The organism is Niabella hirudinis (assembly GCF_051201075.1).
Classification (GTDB): domain Bacteria; phylum Bacteroidota; class Bacteroidia; order Chitinophagales; family Chitinophagaceae; genus Niabella; species Niabella hirudinis.
In genome coordinates, this window is record NZ_JBPEHJ010000013.1 from 17,745 (window position 1) to 34,708 (window position 16,964).

The 16,964-nt window shown below is 48.0% G+C and carries 14 protein-coding genes; 6 read left to right on the top strand and 8 right to left on the bottom strand.

Annotated features, from left to right (window positions below; genetic code table 11):
- Positions 1–39 precede the first annotated feature (39 nt).
- From GGU45_RS18735 to GGU45_RS18750, 4 genes are read right to left on the bottom strand one after another with little or no spacing between them, the layout of a single operon-like run.
- Positions 40–720, bottom strand: a complete 681-nt coding sequence (locus GGU45_RS18735) for an ABC transporter ATP-binding protein (protein WP_435227346.1) — start codon at positions 718–720, stop codon at positions 40–42.
- A complete protein-coding gene (locus GGU45_RS18740; protein WP_435227348.1) occupies positions 717–1,634 on the bottom strand; it encodes a hypothetical protein in 918 nt (305 codons plus the stop codon). The genes GGU45_RS18735 and GGU45_RS18740 overlap by 4 nt, the downstream gene beginning before the upstream one ends.
- Complete coding sequence (locus GGU45_RS18745) at positions 1,635–2,165, bottom strand: DinB family protein (protein ID WP_435227350.1); 531 nt, start codon at positions 2,163–2,165, stop codon at positions 1,635–1,637.
- Between the two features lie 40 nt (positions 2,166–2,205).
- Positions 2,206–2,433 (bottom strand): hypothetical protein, encoded by a 228-nt coding sequence (locus GGU45_RS18750; RefSeq protein WP_435227352.1) that lies wholly within the window; start codon positions 2,431–2,433, stop codon positions 2,206–2,208.
- Positions 2,434–2,658: 225 nt separating this feature from the next.
- Between GGU45_RS18750 and GGU45_RS18755 the strand changes: the two genes are divergently transcribed.
- Both GGU45_RS18755 and GGU45_RS18760 read left to right on the top strand, forming a co-directional pair.
- A complete protein-coding gene (locus tag GGU45_RS18755) occupies positions 2,659–5,928 on the top strand; it encodes a SusC/RagA family TonB-linked outer membrane protein (protein ID WP_435227354.1) in 3,270 nt (1,089 codons plus the stop codon).
- 17 nt (positions 5,929–5,945) lie between these two features.
- Positions 5,946–7,709: a RagB/SusD family nutrient uptake outer membrane protein gene (locus GGU45_RS18760; protein ID WP_435227356.1), complete on the top strand. Its 1,764-nt coding sequence runs from the start codon at positions 5,946–5,948 to the stop codon at positions 7,707–7,709.
- 113 nt (positions 7,710–7,822) lie between these two features.
- Here GGU45_RS18760 and GGU45_RS18765 read toward each other — a convergent pair whose 3' ends face one another.
- Both GGU45_RS18765 and ubiE read right to left on the bottom strand, forming a co-directional pair.
- Entirely contained in the window at positions 7,823–8,545 is a 723-nt protein-coding gene (locus GGU45_RS18765) for an ABC transporter substrate-binding protein (RefSeq protein ID WP_435227358.1), read from the bottom strand.
- Positions 8,546–8,805: 260 nt separating this feature from the next.
- Positions 8,806–9,549, bottom strand: a complete 744-nt coding sequence (gene ubiE, locus GGU45_RS18770; protein ID WP_435227360.1) for a bifunctional demethylmenaquinone methyltransferase/2-methoxy-6-polyprenyl-1,4-benzoquinol methylase UbiE — start codon at positions 9,547–9,549, stop codon at positions 8,806–8,808.
- Between the two features lie 61 nt (positions 9,550–9,610).
- On the opposite strand from ubiE, the gene GGU45_RS18775 reads away from it, so the two are divergent.
- The 3 genes from GGU45_RS18775 to GGU45_RS18785 all read left to right on the top strand — a co-directional run bounded on the left by GGU45_RS18775 (position 9,611) and on the right by GGU45_RS18785 (position 12,194).
- Complete coding sequence (locus GGU45_RS18775) at positions 9,611–10,633, top strand: GntR family transcriptional regulator (protein ID WP_435227362.1); 1,023 nt, start codon at positions 9,611–9,613, stop codon at positions 10,631–10,633.
- Between the two features lie 10 nt (positions 10,634–10,643).
- A complete protein-coding gene (gene yihA, locus GGU45_RS18780) occupies positions 10,644–11,282 on the top strand; it encodes a ribosome biogenesis GTP-binding protein YihA/YsxC (RefSeq protein WP_435227364.1) in 639 nt (212 codons plus the stop codon).
- 699 nt (positions 11,283–11,981) lie between these two features.
- Complete coding sequence (locus GGU45_RS18785; protein WP_435227366.1) at positions 11,982–12,194, top strand: hypothetical protein; 213 nt, start codon at positions 11,982–11,984, stop codon at positions 12,192–12,194.
- A gap of 131 nt (positions 12,195–12,325) precedes the next feature.
- Here the strand turns inward: GGU45_RS18785 and GGU45_RS18790 are convergent, their stop codons facing one another.
- Together GGU45_RS18790 and GGU45_RS18795 are read right to left on the bottom strand one after the other, a co-directional pair.
- On the bottom strand, positions 12,326–13,642 hold the full coding sequence (locus GGU45_RS18790; protein WP_435227368.1) for a MutS-related protein: 1,317 nt from the start codon (positions 13,640–13,642) through the stop codon (positions 12,326–12,328).
- 87 nt (positions 13,643–13,729) lie between these two features.
- The gene (locus GGU45_RS18795) at positions 13,730–15,091 is read right to left on the bottom strand and encodes a dihydroorotase (protein WP_435227370.1); all 1,362 of its coding nucleotides are present in this window, start codon (positions 15,089–15,091) and stop codon (positions 13,730–13,732) included.
- Between the two features lie 160 nt (positions 15,092–15,251).
- Between GGU45_RS18795 and GGU45_RS18800 the strand changes: the two genes are divergently transcribed.
- On the top strand, positions 15,252–16,964 hold the full coding sequence (locus GGU45_RS18800; protein ID WP_435227372.1) for a hypothetical protein: 1,713 nt from the start codon (positions 15,252–15,254) through the stop codon (positions 16,962–16,964).

The window sequence follows — 16,964 nt, forward strand, 5'->3', positions numbered from 1 at the left end:
GGGTTTTTAGAGCAAGTAGTTAAGTTGTCTATTTAATGGTTATTGGAGACCCATCTGCTCAATTTTGTTCCCGATGGACACCTGTTTCATTTCCTGTTCCAGCAAGTCGAATTCGGACCGGGTTACTTTTTTGGTAAAAACCCCGTTTTGAAGCAAATGGATTTCATCGCAGGTTTCATGAAGGGTTGAGAAAATATGGGAGGAGATCAGGATGGTTTTACCCAGCTCGCGAAGCTTATGAATGATGCCGGTGATCAGCAGGTTGCTTTGGATATCTACTCCGTTAAAAGGCTCGTCTAAAATAAAATAATCGTTCTTCTGCATCAGGAGCGCCATCAGGGCCAGTTTCTTTTTCATCCCGGTGGAATAAGTAGCGGCATATTGTTTTAACGGAAGCTCAAAGATGTTTTTTTGTTCTATATGCTCCGCAGATTGGTGACGCGCCTGGCAAAGGAGGCGGAGGTATTCTTCACCGGTGATTTTTGAAAAAAAGAAAGGCTCCGTTTGCAGAAAGCCCAGGTGGTTTTTCAAAGGTGCCCGATCTGCCGTAATATGACCCTCGTATTCCTCCATCCCCGCAAGGCAATTGAACAGCGTGGTTTTGCCTGCGCCATTTTCTCCTACAATGCCATATACATTTCCGGCCTGAAAACAGATCGATATATTTTTTAACACAGGGTGGCTGCCAAAACTTTTGGACAGCGATTCGATAGTGATCATGTAAGATAAGTTGCTAACCGGTTAACGGCTCTTGAATAAAAAAAAGGGATCAAACCCAGGAGCAGGGGCGGAAAGAAAATACTGCTCAGGAAAATAAGTGCAGATACCAACGGAATTTCACCGGGATAGGCAACGTATTTGACGAGTATGATCTGTATAATATACAGGTATCCCAGTAGTTGGATACCGGTGATCAACCACCATTTTTCCGGATAGATGATCAACAGCGCCGCCAGGGGAATGATGGTGAGAATAGTGGTATGACCAATAGCCGTTTTGACTTTTTCTTTCATGAAGCCGGCAGGTGTAAAGGCATAATTCCAAAGATAAAACAGCGGCTCCGGCTTTGTATAAAAGGAAAGGATAAGCAGGAAGTTGATACCGCAGGCAAACAGGCATAGATTGAAGTTGTTTACAAAAATACCAATGCCCGCAAGCAGGTAAGCGCCCATAAAAAAGAGCAGGGATTGCCGGAACCCGCTAACAAACTCAAAAGGTCTTTTGCCAAAGGGGGTAGGGACGGTGCGGCGGATAACGGCTGCATGGTTGAAAAAGCTAAGCACCAGGGAGGCCGGCAACAGCATAAGCGCCGCCAGGAAATATTGCCGGACTAACAGGAATAATGCAAATGGCAAAGCTACAAGCATATTTTCGACCATTCGTATGCTGCGCAGGGTGCGTTCCGGGAAAATGATCTTCAGGAAATCGGCTCTTTTTTTGTTGCTGAGCTGCAATAGCCAGGATGCGGTCAGCAGCAGGTACAGGTAAGGTGCATAGCTCGTTTTTGAAAACAGCAGCCAGGAAAAAAGGATGAACCCTGTAACTCCCCAAAGCCATCCCCATAGGGGCTGCAGGCCAAAATCCTTTATATGCCGGTTGAGCAGCCGGAATTGTAAGCGAAAATAAAAGTTCATTTATTGTGCATTCAACAGCGGGAAATACAGGTCTTCAATGAGTTTGAAATGATGCAGCTGGTGTCCCACGATCGTAAAGCCGAGTGCCAGCACCGACATTTCCGAGTTATGGCTATGCCCGGTGGCGAGTAGTTGCTCATTGCTCAGGTTCTTATAAAAAGCAAGGCTGCTTTGACGCAGCGCCACCAGCTCATCTAACAGGGACTCAAGCGTGCGTTCACCGACAGCTGAATTTTCGGCAAATAAATTCTCATCAAAGGATTGTACCGGCGTGCTGTCTTTTCTTGCAAAACGCAATGCCCGGTAAATAAATACCCGTTCTGTATCTGCTATATGTAAGAGTATCTGCTTTATGGTCCATTTACCGGGTGCATAAACTGCATCGCCCAGGCTGCTGATTTTTTCTTTGTCGAGCTGGTAAATATCAAGGATGCTTTTTTGGATGGCCGGCACCAGTTCCAGGTCATCCGGTACCTGGTTAATGTAACGGTCAAAGTATTCCGGCATAGGGGTGATGGCTGATTTATTCATCTTTTATCTGTTTTAAACAAAGAGGAGGTACAAATATAATCTAAAGAAGGGCTTTGGACATCATTAAAGTCACTGGGCCTCCGCGCTCCCCGGTAATGCCAGAGAAGCGCGGAAACACAGAATTTTTTATGCTGTGTCTCGTTTTTCCGGCAGGAAAAATAAAGACACCCCATTTGTTGCATAAATAGTGCGCTTTCATCGTTTTTATCTTGAAAGCGGTAAAATTTTTGTTTATATTTTTTTCAGTAACATTTGTTCTGCTATTCATTATTTTTTATTAAACCCCCTCAAACCTACTATGACTTCCAAAAATCAAACTTAGCACTTCCCTGTTTCGTGGTAATAAAGGGCATGCACGGGTATGTACGAAAAAATAGCTGGGTATGTAAATGCAGCGCTGTTGAAACGGTACGGTTATTCTATTGCCATTGTCCTTCTTTTTTACCTGTTTAAAATGGATCACATTCTTTAAACCTTAAAATCATGATCGCTTATGCAAACAAGATTACAGAAGTGTTGTACAGGCTTCCCGCTGCTGCTGTGTTGCCTGTTGTTAAAATTAGGCACATTACAGGCCGCAACGCCAGTTTCAAACCATTACCTGCCGCTACTAACCCGGGCAGCGCCTGTTGAGGGAAAGGTAACGGACTCTGCCGGTAATCCTGTGGCGGGGGCTACCATTAAGATCAGAGGAAAAGCTACGGCCACCGCCACGGCTGCGGATGGCTCGTTCCGGATTAGTGCGGCTGCAGGTGAGGTATTGGAAATAACCGCCATCGGGTACCAGCCGCAGGAGGTAGCCGTTGGTAATGAAACCTCCCTGCAAATAAAGCTTTATGCAGCTACTGCGGCACTGGATGAAGTAGTGGTGGTGGGCTACGGGGCGCAGAAGCGTTCCAATTTAACCGGTGCTGTTACGAGCATCAGTACGAAAAAGCTTACAGATATACCCGCAACCAATATGTCCAATACACTGGCAGGCCGTGCTCCCGGGGTAACGGTTACGAATTCTTCGGGGCTCTCCGGTGCCAGCTCCAGCATCCGTATCCGCGGGGCCAATGGTGAGCCATTGTATGTGATTGACGGGGTGATCAAGGGCAAGGCCGAGTTTGATGCGCTGGACCCCAATGAAATAGACCAGATGAACGTGCTGAAGGATGCGGCCACAGCCTCCATATATGGCTCAAGAGCCGGCAACGGGGTAGTGGTGGTGACCACAAAAAAAGGGACCGCGCAAAAACCTGCCCTGCATTTTCAAACCTCCTATTCAAATTCCACGCCCACAAGAACACTGCTAAGCGATCGTACCACCGCTACGGATGAGCTGATCTATCAGAACCGGGTAGTGGAATTTAATAACGAATACAACAAGAAAAACGATCCCCTGCCCAATGGCGAAACAGAGTTTAATTATTTTAAGGATAAGAACTATAATGTAAACGATTGGGTATGGCGCAACCCCACCGTACAAAAATACCTGCTTGATATATCGGGGGGAAGCGAAAAGCTGAATTATTATAACATGATCAGCTATACCGGCGAAAATGGTTCTTATGAGAACCTGGGGTATAAAAAATTTAACCTGCGCTCCAATATCACCGCTAAGATCACGGATGATATCAAACTGAACATGAACATTGCGGCAGCGCAGCAAAATTCGGATAAATTTTACTGGCCCTTCTCGCCGGATGATGACTATGATGTGTCGGATTTTTACCGGGTAACCTTTAACTGGCCCAAGCTATACCCGTTTTATACCAATGCAGACGGAACGCCGGCGGATCATATAACGGATTATCCCGTTCAAACGCCGATGGGCAGCTGGCAAGCCTGGAGCGTGATCGACCAGGTGATGGGCGACCGGTATATCAAAACAAGAAAACGCCAGCTCAATACCATTGCAACGCTGGACATCAACTTACATAAGATCACCCGCGGGCTGGCGGCCAAGATCGTAGGCAATTATGAGGCCAACGATTTTTTACGCAAGTGGTATATGACCTTTCAGAAAAATTATGTGTTCATCCAGGGCGATCCCAACAACCGGTTTGTACCGGGGCCACCGGATCCTGGTAAGGTCAATATTTTTAATTTCAGTCAGCAGGCGCCCTTTTTGCGCTACCAGCAGGATAATGGGTGGAAGTATCAGTTCAATGCCTTCCTGACCTATAACCGCAGTTTTGGCAAACACGCCATCGATGCCCTTGCAGTGTTTGAACAACGGCAGAATCGTTTTTACCGGTCGATCTCCACGGCGTATAATCCCATTGCCAATATTGACCAGTTCTTTCCCTATTCTGCGGATCCTGCAGACCGGTTTGCAGACGGACTGGAAGGGCTGGGCGCTGCACAGTCCTGGATCGGGCGGCTGAACTATAATTATGGCAATCGGTACATCGTGGAAGCATCGCTCCGCTATGACGGCAACAGCGCCTTTGCCAAAGGGCACAAGTGGGGAGCTTACCCCTCTGTGTCGCTGGCATGGCGGCTTTCGCAGGAGTCGTTCTTTAAAGATCACGCAGCATTTATGAACGATCTGAAGATAAGGGCATCTTATGGTACTACGGGAAATGATCTGAACTATTCCAACATTGCAAACCCGCAGGTAATTGATGGCTTTTTGTATAATGAAACCTATCAGAACAGCACACCCTATGTTTTTGGCGACCGTTTATACAAGACAATCCGACCCAGCCCGGTGCCGGTGCCTGGTTTGACCTGGGCTACGGTAGAAAATAAGAATATTGGTCTGGATTTTGCCACGCTGAATAACCGGCTTTCCGGACGCCTCGATTTCTTTACCAACCGGATGAAGGATATCCTGGCTTCGCGGGTGGTGGCCATCCCCGATGTTTATGGCACTACCCCGGCGCCGGAAAATTACGCGGTGCGCTCATTTAAAGGGGCAGAGTTTGATGTACAGTGGAACGACAAGGCAGGAAAGGATGTTGCTTACTCCGTGTATGCCAATATGGGTTACGCCCGGGACCGGTGGGATGTACTGGATGAACCGGTGGCTTACGGCCCGGATGGTGTGGAGCATTTTCGTACCCGCATTGGACAGCCGGAGGATCGCATCTATGGCTTTAAAGCATTGGGTATTGTACGCACAAAAGCACAGCTGGACGAACTTACGGGGAAAGGTTATAATTATTATGGCCGTAAACCTTATATGGGCGCCATTATTTATGAGGATATAAGAGGCGATGGATATACCCCCGGTGCCGATGGAAGAATTGATGGTAATGATGTACAACTGCTGAGCAAGAACGGAAAACCGCGGATCAATTATGGTTATGGTTTCAATGTGTCCTGGAAGGGGCTTTCGCTGGATGCACACTTCCAGGGGGTAACCTCCTATGATGTGATGATCAGCAACCAGGATGGACCCGGCATCCGCCAGTGGGGCGGCAACTTCCGTGTGTATTATCCCATTTGGGCCAGCGATGTGTGGACGCCGGAAAACCCGGATGCCAGGTACCCGCGTGTGGTGGGGCAAAACTGGCTGGAGTCCGGCAGCGATGGCTCTACCTTCTGGATCCGCAACGGCGCTTATATGCGTTTGAAAAATCTGAACATTGCCTATGCGCTTCCGGCCCGCTGGATCAACGGGCTGAAGCTGACGAATGCCCAGGTATTTGTAAACGGAACCAACCTCTTTGCTATTTCAAAGCTGAAGGAGTTCCAGGACCCGGAGCAGAAAAACTACGACTCCTACCCGGTAATGCGGACCCTTACCGCCGGACTGAACCTGACCTTTTAATTTAAACCAGTATTTCAATGAAACAGCTATTTATATTTTTATGTATGGTCATCCTGGGTGCCCGTTGCTCCAAAGTGCTGGATATAGAAGATGTGAACAACTACCAGCCGGAACAGGTCTGGAACGACCCGCAGCAGGCCAATGCTTTTGTGGCCAACCTCTATAATAAATTTGGTAACTGGAATGTAGGAGCCGATCGTAACAGTGAGCAGCTTTCGGGTATCCCCTTTGGTGAAGATGCCATTACGGTAACCGGTGCTTCTACCGCTTTTTGGGACTTTGCCAATGTACGGCTGGCCAACCTGGCGATCCGCGATGTGCAGGCCGGAACCCTAAGCCAGGCAGAAAAGGATGGCATCCTGGCCCAGGCTTATTTTATGCGGGCGTACACGTATTTCTCCATGGTGAAGGAATATGGCGGTGTGCCCATTGTTAAAGCTCCGCTGGACCGCTATGAAGACGACCTTGACCTGCCGCGTAATTCTACAAAGGAATGTTTTGATTTTATTATCGAAGACCTGGATAAGGCCCTTGCGTTATTGCCGGCCAAGATTGATGTTACATCTACCGACTGGGGGCATATCGATGGAAACTTTGCACAGGCATTCAAAGCCAAAGTGCTTTTGTATAAAGCCTCGCCACAATTTAATCCCGCCAATCCCTGGGACAATGCGTATTGGGCCGATGCTTACGCCGAAAACAAAAAAGCCTACGACAGCCTGAAGAGCCAGGGCTATGGCCTGATTGAGGACTACGGGAAGATTGCCTTGTCGGAGAAGAACCCGGAGATCGTGTTCCCGGTCATCAATAAGTTTCCCGGTAAAACGGCCGGCTGGGATTTTGGCGCAAGACCCGGCTCGCTGAGCAGGGGCAATGCTTCCGTGTGTCCTACCTGGGAGTTTGTAAAAGCCTTCCCGATGAAGGACGGCAGGTTGTATAATGACCCCTCAAGTATTTATCACCAGTCGGATGCCGGCTTCCTGCAGGCGTACTGGAAGAACCGGGACCCGCGTTTTGAAAAATCCATTCTCTGGAATGCGCGGTTATTCCCGGTTGCAGGTACCCCCAAAGGGTATAAACAATATACCAGTGTGGGCATTGCATCGGCCAATGATAACTTTGGAGTGAATCCCAATGTGGGCGATAAATCGACCAACAACAATACCTATACCGGTTTCTTTATTCTTAAGAACTGTAACCTGAACCTGACGCAGCCAAATGTACAGCAATACGATATTGATTTTGTGCTGATGCGTTTTGCAGAAGTGATGCTGAATTATGCAGAAGCTGCCAACGAAGCCGGTCATTCAGCCGATGCGCTGGTGCTGCTGCGGGAAATACGCAAACGGGCGGGCATTGAACCGGGTGCGGGGAGTACCTATGGTATTACAGCTGCCACAAGAGAACAGGTGCGGCTGGCCATTATGGATGAACGGAATATTGAACTTTGTTTTGAAGGTCATCGCTTCAACGACCTGCGCCGCTGGAGGATGTTCAGCCTGCTGAACGAGAAGACCAAGAACGGAGTGGAGGCCATCGCCGTTAATACCAATGGCTCAGAAATGCCCATACTGCAGGCACAGCAGCAGGCTGCTACATTCAGCCTTTCGGAAAATAATTTTAAGTATTCTGTGGTGCAGGTACCGCAAACGGGTGTGCAAAAGAACATCGTTCCGGATAAATATTATTTTTACCCGATTGCACAAAGTATTATCAATAAAACCACGAAACTGGAGCAGAACAAAGACTGGGGAGGAACGTTTGATCCTACCCTCCATTAATTGATGTTTATCCGCAGGTAGGGTGGGCCCTGCCTGCGGAATTTTTAACGGGTTTCATTGGAGTGCTCCGGTTCTGTAAACAGGCCCTTCAGATCTTGTGTAAAATAAGAAGTTCAGCTTTTTTGTAATACCTGAAAATAAGTTGGCGCCTTCAGCATCCGGCTGCCGTACCAGCTAAACAGTTCGCCATCCACCAGCAGAACCCGGCAACCGGGAAAAAGCTGCTGTAGCGTTTCCCGGTGCTCTTCTTTAAACGGGTAGGGTTCCGAAGCCAGCAGAAGGTATTCAGGAGCCAATGCCTGAACCTCCTCCATGCTAACGACCGGATAACGGTTCTTTGTGGCGTACAGGTTTGTGAAGCCTGCCCGATGCATCATATCGCTGATGAAGGTATCGCCGCCCACCGTCATCCAGGGGTCTTTCCAGATGAAATAGACTGCTTTTTTTTGTACGGGGATATGAAGGCCTGCAAATTCTTTTTCAATAGCTGATACCAATGCTGCAGCTTCGGATGTACGTTGGGTAGCGGCGCCAATGGCGGAGATCATATTGAGTGCCTCGGGGTAATTGTTGACATCGGTAACCAGCACGGGAAATAATTCCTGCAATGCGGCTACCTGCTCTTTTACATTTTCTTCTCTATTGGCAATGATCAGTTCTGGCCGGAGCGCCCTGATTTTTTCGATGTTGAGGGTTTTGGTGCCGCCTACCCTTGTTTTGGTCCGGAACCAGTTTTGCGGATGAACGCAAAACCTGGTAATGCCTGCCACCTCCTGTTCCAACCCCAGGGTGTATAAAAGCTCGGTTATGGAGGGAACAAGCGATATGAGTTTCATGATTGTGGGAATTTGAAAATTCGAGAATCCCGCAGAGCGGGACAGGTTGTGGAAATGTGTTCGTGCCCCTGCGGGGAATGTAAAATATTGAATACGAAATATAGAATGCAGAAGTGAAGATTCCGGCATAGCTACGTAATCTTTCTTCCGATCGGGATCCGGGAGTACTAAAAATCGAACGCCGCACTTGCATTCAGCCATCAGCCCTGTTCCGGAGAAAACGTGAAACCTGGAACTTTAAACCTCAAACATGAAACAGGTTATTTCTCCGCCGTATAAATGCAGCAAATGCCAAAAGTAAGCGCCTTATACCGGGCGTTGGAAAAACCTACTTTTTCAAGGATCGAAGTAAAGTTTTTGCGCTCGGGAAAGGCGCGGGCCGATTGATTGAGGTATTGATAAGCCTCCTTATTTTGCTTCAGAAGGGAGGCGATCTGCGGTGCCAGCACATTCATATAAAGCTGGTACAGCCCCTTGAAGATCCCCGGTTGGGGCCGCGAAAATTCGATGATCAGCAATTGTCCGCCAGGTTTTAATACCCGGTACATCTCCGATAACCCTTTTTCCAGGTTCTCGAAATTGCGGACGCCGAAGGCGGCCATAGCAGCATCGAACTGCTGATCCGGGAACCTGAGGTTTTCAGAATCGCCCTGTTCCAGTGTTATCTGGTCGCTCAGCCCTTCTTTGGCGATCTTTTGGCGGCCCACTTCCAGCATCTGGGCAGAGATGTCAACGCCCGTAATATGCCGGGGAGCAAGCATTTTAAAGGCCCGCAGCGCCATATCGCCGGTTCCTGTAGCAATATCGAGGATCTGCAGAGGCTGGTATTTTTTGAGCATTCCGATGGCTTTTTTGCGCCAGGCCACATCGCTGCGGCCGGAAAGCACCCGGTTGGTAAGATCGTACCGCGGTGCAATACGATCGAACATTTCGGCTACCTGCTCTTTTTTTGACTTCCCCGATTCTTTATACGGGATGATATGGTCATGCGAAAATTCTGTCATAAACCGCAAAGCTACTCTTTATTTTTCCTATTTTTAGAGGCACGTATTATTTGTTATTGACATGAGCATTTTAAAGCATATTGAACTGGACGTTTTATCGGCTACGCCCAAATACCAACAGCTGGCTCAATCCATTATTAATGCTATCGCCGATGGCAGCATCCGGAAGGACGAGGTGCTGCCATCTATTAATGAATTGAGCTATGAGTTCGAAATTTCCCGGGACACGGCCGAAAAAGCCTATAAGCATCTTAAGCGGATGGGCGTGCTGGGGTCTGTGCCCGGCAAGGGGTATTTTGTGAAAGCGGGCGAATTGCAAAGCTCAATGAAAATATTTCTGATGTTTAACAAGCTAAGCACGCATAAAAAAATTATTTATGATGCTTTTGTAAAAACGCTGGGGCCAACGGCACTGATTGATTTTTATATTTATAACAATGATTTCAACTTATTCAAAAAACTGATATCGGGTATTGAGCAGCAGTATACCCATTTTGTAATCATTACCCATTTCCTGGAGGGAGGGGAGGCTGCGCCCGAAATCATAAACGCCCTGCCCAAAGAAAAGCTGATCCTGCTGGATAAGCTGGTGCCCGGGGTCACCGGCGACTTCAGCGCCGTATATGAAAATTTTGAAGAAGACATCTACCAGTCGCTCGAAAAAGCACTGGATCGCCTGAAACACTACGAAACATTGAAGATCATTGTACCCGAGTATTCCTATTTTCCGGTGGAGATCACCAAGGGGTTTAAGCGTTTTTGCCAGCAGTATGCCTTTAATGGTAAGATCGTACACCATATTCAAAAAGAGGCGGTGGCTCCCAAAGAAGTATATATCTGCCTGATGGAGGATGATCTGGTAACCCTGGTGGATAATATCATGGCGGCAAAACTCGATATTGGCCGGGAGGTAGGCGTCATCAGCTATAACGAAACACCCCTGAAGCGACTGATCCTGCAGGGCATCACCACTTTTTCTACCGATTTTGCGGCGATGGGCGAGGAGGCGGCAAAGCTGGTGCTCAGCGGCGAAAAACAACAGGTACCGGTGCCTTTTCACCTGCGATTGCGCCCTTCCCTGTAAATTTGCAGTTATGGAAATTGTATCTGCGGCGTATATAAAGAGCAGTGCTGAATATACGCAATGCCCAAAGGCCGACCGGCCGGAATTTGCCTTTATCGGCCGGAGTAATGTAGGCAAATCGTCCCTCATCAATATGCTGTGCCATAAAAAAGCGCTGGCCAAAACATCGGCCGCACCAGGCAAAACGCAGCTGATCAATCATTTTGAAATTGTATCCGGTATGCGCGATAAAGCGGGGAAAATGATTAAATCTCCCTGGTACCTGGTAGACCTTCCCGGCTATGGCTATGCAAAAGTTTCGCAAAAACAGCGCAAAAGCTGGTCGATGATGATTGAACGGTATATCCTGAAACGGGAGAACCTGGTCAGTTTATTTGTACTGATCGACAGCCGCCATGAGCCGCAGAAGATCGATCTTGAATTTATCAGCCAGCTGGGGGAGTGGGGCATTCCCTTTGCCCTGGTGTTTACGAAAGCCGATAAAAATAAACCGGGAGCCACTGTGCGGAATGTAAATGCTTTTCTTGATGCACTGAAGGAAAGCTGGGAGGAGCTGCCTCCGCATTTTGTTACCTCCGCTATCGACCAGTTGGGTCGGGATGAAGTGCTGGGGTATATTCAAACGCTCAACGGAGAGGTGCAAGGTTAAGGCGATGTTGTTTCTTGAAGAGGTAGTTTCAGGTTTAACGTCCCATGTTTCACGTTAGGTCCTGTTTTGTTACTCAATGAACTCCCTGTTCCCTGTTTAACCTGAGACTGGTTTTATACCGGATGCAGCATTGTCATATTTTCAAATTGCTCCAAAGCACGCGGGCGGAAACACCAAAGCCTGTAACGCACATTTTTGCGGTCCCGCCGGAAGCTGGAAAGGCAATTGCGGGCAAAGAACATCAGGCGGGATTTGCCTTCTTTGCAGACAAGATTTTTTGCCTGCTTTTTTATTTCCGATTGATCGCATGCGCGTCAGTTTGATTTTTGTCACTGAAAGCTGCAGCGCAGCGCTGATCCTGTTAGTAACCGCCAATACGGGTAATAAAGGTGCAGCGCACCGGTAATCATTGCGGTTTGTACAAGCGGTGCACAGAAAATTACCGCCGCGCTGCGCCTGTTTGCCATTAAAAGATGCGATCTTTTTGGCGTGAAAGGCTTACCCTTACTACATTTCATGGCAACATGATCTGTTCTTAACCTGACGCGCATGCGATTGATCAGGAGAAAAAGCAGGAAGAAAACTAAAGAAATGGCTCTTTGTCATCAATACAGATTGTATTAAGAAGCGCTACACTTCTTGTGGTTCCCCGATCTGTCGGTCGGAAATGGCAACAGAGGAGGTGTCAATCTGGTAAAAATGGGAGGAGGTCCTGTAGGATTGGGAGCCGGTGTGGCTTTTAATAAGGAAGGGGCATCGGAAAAAAATGGAGGGTATTCCACCCGCAGAACAGAAAATGCTTATTATATAAAAGTGCCGGTGTTCGCCCGTTTTTTGGTGAACAGGATGCGGAAAACACAACCCTTTGCGGACGCAGGTGTTGAGGGCGGCTTTCGCAAAAGCACTTTTTAACAGGCGGATCATCGCCTGCTATCACCAACCGTAATGTGAGGATCGGCATCGGGGTTGTCCGGAAATTATAAACCCGGGGATATCGAAGCTTCCTCTATTTCGTCTTTACTCAGTATAAACAGCGGGGCCGGCTACAACCGATCCAGCAAATCGATCACCTTTTCCTTCTTCAAAATAAAATACCCAAGACGATCCCTGCTGATGCCCTCTTTTAGCTGGTAGCTAAAGGAAAGCGTTTCGCCGTTAACGGTTGTTTCAAAATGTTTAAAGGCGATGCTTTTTTCACCGGCAAGATCTTCACCTATTTCATAGAGGTGGGTGGACAGAACAAAGAGCGAAGACTTTACTTTTAGCAATCCTTTAATTACGGCCAGCGAACAACGCATGGCATCCTGTACATTGGTGCCCTTGAACAGTTCATCGATCAGTACCAGCCATTTTTGACCGTTGCTTACTTTTTCTACCGTGTTCCGGATACGCTGTACTTCGTTAAAGAAAAAGCTTTCGCCTCTTACGATATTGTCCATCACGTTAATATTGCTGATCAGACCGTCAAACAGCGTCAGCTTCATGGAGGCAGCCGGTACGCCCATGCCGATATGTGCCAGGAACACGGCGGCCCCTACGGACTTGATGAGCGTACTTTTGCCGGCCATATTGGCCCCGGTGAGGAATAGGAAATTGTTTTCCTGGTTGATCCGGAGATCGTAGGGGACGGGCTTTTGCAATAAAATATGGTAAAGGCCATTGGCTTCTATAACCGGTGTAGCTCCTTCGGTAAACTCAGGGAACGCCAGGTTGTAATGCTTAACCGCCATGGCCATCGAATACCAGGCATCCAGCCGGCTGTAAATATCGATCAGCTCCTGTACGGCATGCTTGTGCATTTCGCGTAGCTGACCTGCAAAATACAGGTTCTTGCTCATGGAGATGGGCTGGTCTTTTACTATTTCGGATAGCTGATCAAATGCTTCAATACGCAGCAGCTGCTCTATCCGGTCCACATAAATGGCAAAGCCAGCCGGAAGCTCCACTTCCTTCAATAGCAGGGCGATCTGCCGGATGCTCCTGAAAAAATCGGCAAAATGATTGATGGAGAACCGCACCATGGAGTAATCGGCATGGTGCAATACCCGGTAAATGGCGGCATCCACCACATTGGGGCTATTGCCTACGCGGTCCAGGGCATAATCCAGGAAACGGTCCATCACCAGTATCGTTCCATTGGTAATGTCTTCGGGCCATTCGTCTACATGGCGGATCAGCTTCCGGAGAATGGTTTGAGTCCCCCGGATCTTATCAATATCGGCAAAGGGATGAGAAAAAAAATGCCGGAGCCATTCCTTTCCGCCAAAAGTGCGGGTAAAATTAAGTTTGTGAAAGATGGAGTAATCCTCCTCCGGGTGAAAGATAGCGATGTCGTTAAAAGAGATATCATCGATCTGCATAGATCCCGTTTAAAGTTTAATGTTCAATGTTCAAAAGCTTAACGTCAAACCTTAAACATTAAACCTTGAACCCACAGGCTTCGCCCGTTACCGGTCAAATAATAATCGTTGTCCTTTTAAAGACTCATTCCATTGTCCGTTTCCATAAACTAAATTCCCGTTTATGAAAGTATGGGTAATGCTTGCCGGAAATTCAAAAGGGGTGCCCTGGCCATCCACATTTTCAAAAGGGCTCCAGCCGCATTTGTATAAAATATTTTCCTTTGTTACTGCAAAAGGGGCGTTCATATCGGCAATCACCAGGTCGGCCTGATAGCCTTCACGGATATAACCGCGGTTTTTAACCTGGAAGCAGTCGGCTACGGCATGGCTCATTTTTTCTACTACTTTTTCCAGGCTGATCTTGCCTTGTTTTACATAGTAAAGCATCAGTGACAGGGAGTGCTGTACCAGGGGTACACCGGCATGGGCCTTTAGGTAGGACTCCTGTTTTTCCGCAAGGGTATGTGGCGCATGATCGGTGGCTATTACATCGAGCCGGTCGTCCAGCAAGGCTTTCCAGAGCGCTTCCCGGTTATGGGAGGCCTTAATGGCGGGGTTGCATTTAATCAGGTTGCCCTGCACGGGGTAGTCATCTGCCGTAAAGTGCAGGTGATGCACACATACTTCGGCGGTGATCCGCTTGTCTTTAAGCGGAAGCATATTGGTAAACAGCTGCAGCTCTTTTTCAGTGCTGATGTGCAGGATATGAAGCCGGGACCCATGTTTTTTGGCCAGCTGCACGGCATAGAAAGACGACTCGAAGCAGGCCTCCTCATTCCGGATCACCGGGTGGTCGGCAGTGGTAAGCGCCCTGCCGGATTCTAAAGCCGCCTGCATGTTGGCTTTGATGATGCGCTCGTCTTCACAATGCGTGGCAATCAGCATCTCACTTTCGGCAAACAGTTTTTCCAACACCAGTGGGTTATCTACCAGCAGGTTGCCGGTGCTGGATCCCATAAAAGCTTTAATACCGCAAATGCGGTCTTTATGGGCGTTAGCGGTCAGGGCATCGGCCGCATTCTGATTATTGGTACCAATGAAAAAAGAATAATTAGCCAGTGAGGTCTTACGTGCTGTTTCATATTTTTCTTCCAGCAGCTCCAGGGTAAAGGCGGGGGGAACGGTATTGGGCATTTCCATAAAGCTGGTAACGCCTCCGGCCACCGCGGCCTTGCTTTCGGTATAGATGGTGGCTTTATGCGTAAGCCCCGGTTCACGAAAGTGGACCTGGTCATCGATCGCTCCCGGCAACAGGTATTTTCCTTCCCCGTTTATTTCGGTTACGCTACCGCCTACAGCAATTGTGCCGCCGATCTTTTCTATTTTTTCATCCCGGATCAGCACATCCGCGGTTGCTGTTTTACCTTCATTTACGATGTTTATGTTCCGGATCAGGAATGTTTGCATGGTTTTTGTAATTGAGTGCAACAATATAGTGGGCAAATCCCGCCTAAAATTTTTCGAAATTAATCATTTGGTGGCAATCCTGTTATAATAAACTTATGGATGGTCTTATCTTTGTTACGATGAGGCCGGAAAAAAATCATTAAACCATTATCTGATTTTTATGCAAATCAAAAATGTCCTGAAGCTTGCGTTGATCCTGCTGCCTTTTTATGGCAATGCACAAACCGATAATATTGAGTTGAGCGATAAACAAAACCGGCTGATAGACCGGCTGGATATCAAACTCCGGGGCGACTCTGTGTTGCAGTTCACTACGGTAAAACCCTACGGCCGCAAACGGGCTACCGAGCGGGTAGAGCGGATCGATTCGCTGGATAAGGCCGGGGCGCTGGAAGGCGTATTGACTCCCATCGACCGGTATAATATCCGGAGCATGATGATGAATAATTCGGACTGGACAACTAACTACGCCGATTCTTTTCAGCGGAAACCCATCCTGGGGGCTTTTTTCAAGAACCCGGCGCATTTATACTCGGTTGATAAGCGCGATCAGTACAGCCTGATCATTGATCCGGTAATCAATTTTGAACTGGGAAAAGCTACAGGCACCAAAACCTTTGTGAATACGCGCGGGGTCCGCTTTCGCGGGCAAATTGATCAACGGGTAGGGTATTACCTGTATTTTTCCGAGAACCAGGAACGGGATCCGCTATATGTGCAGGATTATAACAAGGCACATGTAAGTGTACCGGGGATCGGCTACTACAAAGGATTTAAAGGAGATGGGTTCGATTATTGGGATGTACGCGGTGGCGTTACTTTCCATGCCGGGAAGTATATCGATTTCCAGATTGGGCACGATAAATTTTTTATTGGGGATGGCTACCGCACGCTTTATATCAGTGATTTCAGCGCACCCTACCCCTTCTTAAAATTGGGGGTCCAGGCAGGAAAGTTCCAGCTGACATCCGTGGCTGCCCAAACCATTGCCCCCTTTGAGAACGTATATTTTGGAAAAGATTCTACCCGTCCGCGCAACTATATGATGTTTCATTACCTCACCTGGCAGCCAACCAACTGGCTGAAGCTGGGTTTTTTTGAAAGCACTACCTACAACAGCAAAAAGAACGGAGGATTGCAGGTGGGCTACTTCAATCCATCGATGTTTAACCGGGCCTATTCGTCCTATACCGGCAACAGCGCCAAGTCCAGCATCGGGCTGGATGTAAAAGCTAATTTTGCCAAACATTTCCAGGCATACGGGCAATGGCTCATCAATGAATTTGTGGTAAGTAAAGCTTTTAAATCAGGCGGCCCCTGGGTCAATAAATTTGGGTACCAGATCGGTGCTAAATATGCCGATGCCTTTACCATCAGGAATCTGGATCTGCAGGTAGAAGGCAATTTTGTACGTCCGTTTACCTATACTGATAAATGGGCGCAAAATAATTTCATCCACTACAACCAGCCGCTGGCACACCCGCTGGGCGCCAATTTTAAGGAGTTTGTGGGTATTGCCAACTACCAGCCGCTGCCGCGCCTTTATTTAAAAGCCATGCTTGTTATGTATAATAAAGGACTCGATACCACCAATTATAATACGGCCTGGGCCTCCCCGAGTTACGGAGGCGACCTCTTCCGGAACTATGTTGATGGCCGTGAGCGGGAAGATGGATATTATATTGGCGGCGGCGTCAGCAATAAGGCCATGATCGGCTCGCTGATGGTTTCTTACGAGATTATTCAAAACCTGTTTTTTGACGTAACCGGAATGTACCGCAAATACCAGGTAGCCACCGTGCCGGACCAAACCACCAAATGGCTTGCCGTTGGGTTGCGCTGGAATATGGCAAGGCGCGATTTTGTGTTTTAA